5 protein-coding genes and 1 rRNA gene are annotated in these 6,000 nt (G+C 53.2%); 1 reads left to right on the plus strand and 5 read right to left on the minus strand.

From position 1 onward, the window contains the following. Window positions 1–169: 169 nt before the first annotated feature. A complete protein-coding gene (locus QZH36_RS19870) occupies window positions 170–2,344 on the minus strand; it encodes a TonB-dependent siderophore receptor (RefSeq protein ID WP_301730955.1) in 2,175 nt (724 codons plus the stop codon). Between the two features lie 298 nt (window positions 2,345–2,642). Between QZH36_RS19870 and QZH36_RS19875 the strand changes: the two genes are divergently transcribed. After that, window positions 2,643–3,464 carry an alpha/beta fold hydrolase gene (locus tag QZH36_RS19875; RefSeq protein WP_301253350.1) on the plus strand — a complete coding sequence of 274 codons (822 nt, stop codon included), beginning with the start codon at window positions 2,643–2,645 and terminating at the stop codon, window positions 3,462–3,464. Between the two features lie 39 nt (window positions 3,465–3,503). Here QZH36_RS19875 and birA read toward each other — a convergent pair whose 3' ends face one another. The 4 genes from birA to rrf all read right to left on the minus strand — a co-directional run. Beyond that, window positions 3,504–4,469, minus strand: a complete 966-nt coding sequence (gene birA, locus QZH36_RS19880) for a bifunctional biotin--[acetyl-CoA-carboxylase] ligase/biotin operon repressor BirA (RefSeq protein WP_125289992.1) — start codon at window positions 4,467–4,469, stop codon at window positions 3,504–3,506. After that, on the minus strand, window positions 4,466–5,503 hold the full coding sequence (gene murB / locus QZH36_RS19885; RefSeq protein ID WP_301253351.1) for a UDP-N-acetylmuramate dehydrogenase: 1,038 nt from the start codon (window positions 5,501–5,503) through the stop codon (window positions 4,466–4,468). Before murB ends, birA begins: the two co-directional genes overlap by 4 nt. Before the next feature lie 66 nt (window positions 5,504–5,569). Further along, the gene (locus QZH36_RS19890) at window positions 5,570–5,788 is read right to left on the minus strand and encodes a hypothetical protein (protein WP_301730956.1); all 219 of its coding nucleotides are present in this window, start codon (window positions 5,786–5,788) and stop codon (window positions 5,570–5,572) included. 135 nt (window positions 5,789–5,923) lie between these two features. Beyond that, window positions 5,924–6,000 (minus strand): 5S ribosomal RNA (gene rrf / locus QZH36_RS21495); the annotation flags it as partial.

The raw sequence follows: 6,000 nt of genomic DNA on the forward strand, positions 1-6,000 counted from the left end.
TTTTCTGAGGATATTGAAGGGAGTATAGGCACGCTTATATTTACGCAGGGAACGACCTGCAGGGGAAAAGGTAATTTCAAAATAAAAAACGAATGTGGCGGCCGCGTACGCGATCAATCACCAGCGGCGAAGGGAAATAAAAGCCAGCCGGGGCTGGCTTTATCCGTGCTTAAAACGAAAGCGTAACGCCCGCGTACCAGGCGCGGCCAGGCTCGTTATAGGTCGAAGCCCCTTCGTTTTCACGATAAATACGCTTGTCGAACAGGTTGTTGATGCCCGCTTTCAGCTGTACATCCTTTATTACGGCATAGTTCACGCCAACGCCCACGATAGAGTAAGGTGCAACTTCCTTATCGGAAAGTGAACCATTTTCGGTATTACTTTCAGCGTATTGACGAGGTTTTTGCTTGCCGTAGAACGTCCAGTTCAGGTTGGTAGAAAGCTTGCTGGTCACCTTATAATCCAGCATCGTATTAATGGTGTATTCAGGAATAATCGACAGCGGATTGCCGGTGTCTTTATTTTCCGAAGTGATCATATAGGTCGCATTGGTACGCCATTCCAGCATTTCTTCGATCAAAGGAATAGTCAGGCTACCTTCCAGTCCTTCCACCAGCGCCTTGCCGCCGTTTTCCCAGCGCAGAACATGATAACCATCCGAAGCTATGCCAATAAAATCCGTGCCGGAGACGATTTTATTTTTGTAGTCGTTACGGAAATAGGTAATCCCTGCCGCATAGCCCGCGTTAGCAAACTCCAGACCAACCTCTTTATTGATGCTGATTTCCGGATCCAGATCGTCGTTGCCCATCAAATAACATTTGCTGTCGATCCCGATCGGGCAGCCGTTGCCCCGCGTTTTCAGCAAATAGCCTTCGCTGGACTGATAGAGGTTAGGCGCTTTAAATACGCGCGCGATACCGGCTTTCAGCTTGAAGTGTTCACCTAATGCCTGAGAAGCATTGAGGCTGGGGCTGTAGTTAGCGCCAAACTTGCTGTGATAGTCAATGCGTAAACCGGGGATCAGGTTGGTGCCGACGACCGGCTCAATGTTATCTTCCAGATAAAACGCGCTCATCTCCGCGCTGTTTTTAGCGCTGCGGTTGTCCGTGATGCCGCTGCCCGATACGCCGCTGGCATTGGTAGCGCGCATCGAAGCGGGGTCGTTCAGCACTTCGCGGTTCCACTCTGCTCCCAGCGTCAGCGTTTGCTCCAGCCATTTTTCCAGCGGGATAGTTGCTTCGCCGCTGGTGCGGTAATTTTGCAGACGGCTGGTGTCATAAGTCTCGCTGTCGATCATTCCCTCTACGCGACCTGTCGTGCCTTCATGCAGACGGGTATTGTTGGTTTTCTCGTAGTAGAAACCGACTTTTGACTGCCCCCAGTCCCAGACGCCATTGTGCGTGATGCCATAGCTCTGACGATACATGCGGTTGGTTTCCTGGCCGTACAGCGTCGGCACCAGATCGCTGATATTGCCGTTGCTGTGCTGCGTATCGCCCGCATAGATATTGCCCTGGCGGCTGTAGCCCACATCGAAATCGACAATTTGCGTCGGCGTCATTTTCCAGGAGAGCTGCGCGTTAATATCTTTGTTGCGTACCCCTTCCCGACCCGCCGCGTGGCTACCGTTTTCTGCGGTATTGATATCGTAAGCATCGGCGTCGGTTTTATTGATATTGCCATACAGCCGCGCGGTCAGCGCTTCGCCCGCCAGCGGGCCGCTCAGGCTGAAGTTGGCGCGTCTGGTGGCGCCTTCCTTGTCGTTTTCCGGCTGGCTGGTAAACAGCGACAGTGAACCGTGCCAGTCGTTGGTGGGGCGTTTGGTGATGATATTGATCACGCCGCCCGCCGCGCCGGAGCCGTAGCGCGCCGCCGCTGGCCCGCGCAGTACTTCTATACGCTCGACCATCTCTGCCGGCACCCAGTTGCTGTCGCCGCGCGTATCGCGTTCCCCACGCCAGCTGTAGCGCACAGAATTGCGCGACCTCGTCGGTATGCCGTCAATCAGGATCAGCGTGTTTTCCGGCCCCATGCCGCGAATATCGATTTGTCGATTGTTACCGCGGCTGCCTGTGGCGCTGTTGCCGGTCAGGTTTACGCCGGGCATCTTGCGGATAATGTCGGAAAGATCGTTAACGGGCGGCTCTTTGGCAATATCTTCCGCAGTAATGACAGAAACGCCCGGCTGCTGTTTTAACTGCTCTTCAGCAGAGCGGGTCACCACCATTTCCGCCTCGTCATCTTTGACTGCTTCTGTTTCAGCCGTCCAGGCCGGGCCGCTTGCAAAGCAGGCGATAACCATCGCCAACGGCTTGATTTTAAAACTCTTTGTTTCAACCATTAATCATATCCCTGATTATTTATCATGATTTAGTAAATGCGCATGATAACGATAACTATTCTCTTTTGAATAATAAAGGATGAACTTCACAATTTACTTTTCCTTGCAAAGCAGCGGGTAAAACAGGTTTTGATGGCAGGGGCGTCACTGCCAGCAGCAGTAGTCAGACTACGCGTTATCTAAGCCAGGCGGATCTCCATCATTATTTCATCGCTTGTTAAATATTTTGCTTTCTCTTTCTGGCGTAATTGAGGCTAAGGTTAACGAGTCAACCCAACCATAAGCTGAGGAAACACGCATGAGCACGTTCAGGACGCAGGATGGTACGCAGATTTATTACAAAGACTGGGGCAAGGGTAAGCCGGTTCTGTTCAGTCACGGCTGGCCGCTGGATGCCGATATGTGGGACAGCCAGATGAATTTTCTGGCCGAACGCGGCTACCGCGTTATTGCCTTCGACCGTCGTGGTTTTGGCCGTTCCGATCAGCCATGGGAAGGGTATAACTATGACACTTTCGCATCCGATATTAATGACCTAATCGAACATCTCGATCTGCACGATATTACGCTGGTCGGCTTCTCGATGGGTGGCGGCGACGTGACCCGCTATATTGGCCGCTATGGCACCGAACGTGTTAGCGCCCTGGCGCTGCTGGGTGCGGTTACGCCGATTTTTATCAAAACCGATGACCATCCGGAAGGCGTGGACAAATCTGTTTTTGACGATATCAAGGCAGGATTACGTAAGGATCGCGCGCAGTTTATCAGCGATTTCGCCACGCCCTTTTACGGCCTCAACAAGGGAATGACGGTATCGGAAGGCGTAAAAACGCAGACGCTGAATATCGCGCTGCTGGCTTCGCTGAAAGGCACTATCGACTGCGTGACCGCTTTCTCAGAAACCGATTTCCGCCCGGACGTGAAGAAGATCGACGTGCCGACGCTGGTTATTCACGGCAGCAGCGACCAAGTCGTGCCTTTTGAGGCTACCGGCAAGCTGGCCGCCGAAACCATCACGGGCGCGCAGCTAAAAATTTACGACGGCGCACCGCATGGCTTCGCCGTTACGCATCAGCAGCAGCTTAACGAGGATCTGCTGGCTTTCCTGCAAGCCCGTTAACGCTTTCACGAGAGGACGATAAGGGGCTACGGCCCCTTTTTATTTATCCTGTGGACGCAAAGAGATTTCGCCGCCAACCCAGGATTTGCGCACGCCATCCTGCTCCAGGATCAAGCCGCCCTGCTGATCGATGCCTCTGGCGATGCCCGGTATCTCGCGGTCGCCTATCAGCAGCTTCACCGGCCGGTTCAGGAAATTATCCAGCTTACTCCAGCGCTCAATAAAAGGTGCCAGGCCTTCACGCTCAAAAAGCTGAAGGGATCCGCGCATATTATTGACCAGGCTGGCAGCCAGCTTGTTTCTGTCTATGGTGACACCCGCTTCCTCCAGGTTAATCCACGCCTGATTAACTACGCTGGCGTCCGGCGAGCGCATCGCCAGGTTTATGCCTGTGCCGATCACGATATTCGCCGCATCGCCCGCTTTTCCCGTTAATTCCACAAGAATGCCGGCGAGTTTACGATCGTTCAGGTAAAGATCGTTTGGCCATTTTACCCTGACATCGCTTGCGCCCAGCGCCTGTAAGACTTCCGCCGTCACAATGCCGATAACCAGACTTAACCCCATCGCAGCCAGCGGGCCTTGCTCCAGCCGCCAGTACATAGAGAGATAAAGGTTGGAGCCGAAGGGAGAAAACCACTGACGCCCACGACGACCGCGACCCGCCTGCTGATATTCCGCCACGCAGGCATCGCCGGATTGAAGCGTAGCCATTCTGTCCAGCAAATACTGATTGGTGGAATCGATCACCGGGATCACCGCCAGGCCGCCCTGATCCAGCTGTGAGAGGATTGTTTCTTCATTCAGCAGCTGGATCGGGCCTGACAGGCTATAGCCCTTACCGGTTACGGTAAAAACATCAATGCCCCACTCTTTGAGCGTCTGAATATGTTTGTTAATGGCGGCACGGCTCATGCCCAGCCGCTCGCCCAGCTGTTCGCCGGAATGAAATTCGCCGTCGGCCAGAATGGCGACAAGTTTTAACGGAACGGTTTGATCTTTCATGCAATGACTCCGACGGCATCCTGCTCGCCTTCGGCGCCGATAAAGCGCACTTCAGGTTCGAGCCATACATTGAATTTCTGTCCAACACGCTGACGAACTTCATGCGCCAGCGCCACAATATCGTCACTGGTCGCCCGATCCTTATTGATCAAGACCAGCGCCTGATGCTGATGAACCGCCGCGCCACCTACCGTATAGCCTTTAAGATCGCAGCGATCGATCAGCCAGCCCGCAGCCAACTTTACGCTGCCGTCAGCCTGCGGATAGCGCGGCATATCTGGCCAGTCTGCCGCAATAGCGGCCGCCTGTTCCGCAGCGATCACCGGATTTTTAAAAAAACTGCCGGCATTGCCCGTTTCGGCAGGATTGGGCAGCTTGCTGCTGCGCATCGCACATACCGAGTCGAAAATCTGCTGTGGCGTGACCGTAGCTGAAGAAAGCCTGCTTAAATCGCCGTAGGTGATGACAGGTGACCACTGCTTTTGCAGGATCAGACCAACGGCGATAATGGCGTAGCCGCATTGATATTGGTGTTTGAAGATACTGTCACGGTAGCCGAACTGGCAGTCCTGCGCAGAAAGGCGGCTGACCTGACCATCAGACAGATGCAGAATATCGACATACTCGCAGACGTTTTTTAACTCGACGCCATAGGCGCCGATATTCTGAATCGGTGCCGATCCCGTACAGCCGGGGATCATCGCCATGTTTTCCAGCCCTGGCAGCCCGTTTTCCAGCGTGTACTGAACCAGCTGATGCCAGTTTTCTCCGGCGCCTACATGCAGATGCCAGGCTTCCGCGCTCTCTTTTACCGTTATGCCTTTGATACGATTGACGATGGCGGTACCGTTAAAGTCCTTTAAAAACAGGATATTGCTGCCTTCGCCTATTAACAGTGCCGGTCGCTGCTGGCGCTGGCTTTCCTGCCAGGCGGCGCTTAACGCTTCTGCCGTGGTAGCAATAACGATATTTTGTGCAGAGACATCAAGATTAAATGTATTGAAAGGTTGTAAAGAGTGCTGCTGGCTGGACATGAGACGGCCTTAACAAATTTATCTGCCCGTAGTTTACCCGATTTCAGAGTGGAAGCGTGGAAGGATTTACTGCGAAATGGCGCTTACGCCAGGATGAGCAGGCTCAAAAAACTGCTGTGCACGCAGAAAAATAATGACGGAAAAAAGCTTTTTTGGCTCTACTTTCGCATATTTTTGCAGCAAAAAAAAGCGTTGAGTGGCGTTTAAAATAGCCAAAAGCTGAATAGCAAGCCTGGTGGCGGGCTGAAATATGATAGCAGTGGGACGAGGCGAGCTTTTATGCATCTTTTATACGCGTTTGGCTCGGGTGATTACGTCTGTCCTTCTGTTAGCCTGAGTATTTACGATCGCTATCCGGGTTTTCCCGGCGCACAAACGCAAAAAACCCCGACCGTGAGGTCGGGGTTATCGCAATTTGATGCCTGGCAGTTCCCTACTCTCGCATGGGGAGGCCCCACACTACCATCGGCGCTACGGCGTTTCACTTCTGAGTTCGG

This window comes from Erwinia wuhanensis, from assembly GCF_030484085.1.
GTDB lineage: Bacteria > Pseudomonadota > Gammaproteobacteria > Enterobacterales > Enterobacteriaceae > Erwinia > Erwinia aeris.

Bases quoted from the DNA above. Each gene is read 5' to 3' on its own strand.
- QZH36_RS19870 (WP_301730955.1), bottom strand. From the start codon at position 2,344: ATGGTTGAAACAAAGAGTTTTAAAATCAAGCCGTTGGCGATGGTTATC.
- QZH36_RS19875 (WP_301253350.1), top strand. From the start codon at position 2,643: ATGAGCACGTTCAGGACGCAGGATGGTACGCAGATTTATTACAAAGAC.
- birA (WP_125289992.1), bottom strand. From the start codon at position 4,469: ATGAAAGATCAAACCGTTCCGTTAAAACTTGTCGCCATTCTGGCCGAC.
- murB (WP_301253351.1), bottom strand. From the start codon at position 5,503: ATGTCCAGCCAGCAGCACTCTTTACAACCTTTCAATACATTTAATCTT.
- QZH36_RS19890 (WP_301730956.1), bottom strand. From the start codon at position 5,788: ATGCATAAAAGCTCGCCTCGTCCCACTGCTATCATATTTCAGCCCGCC.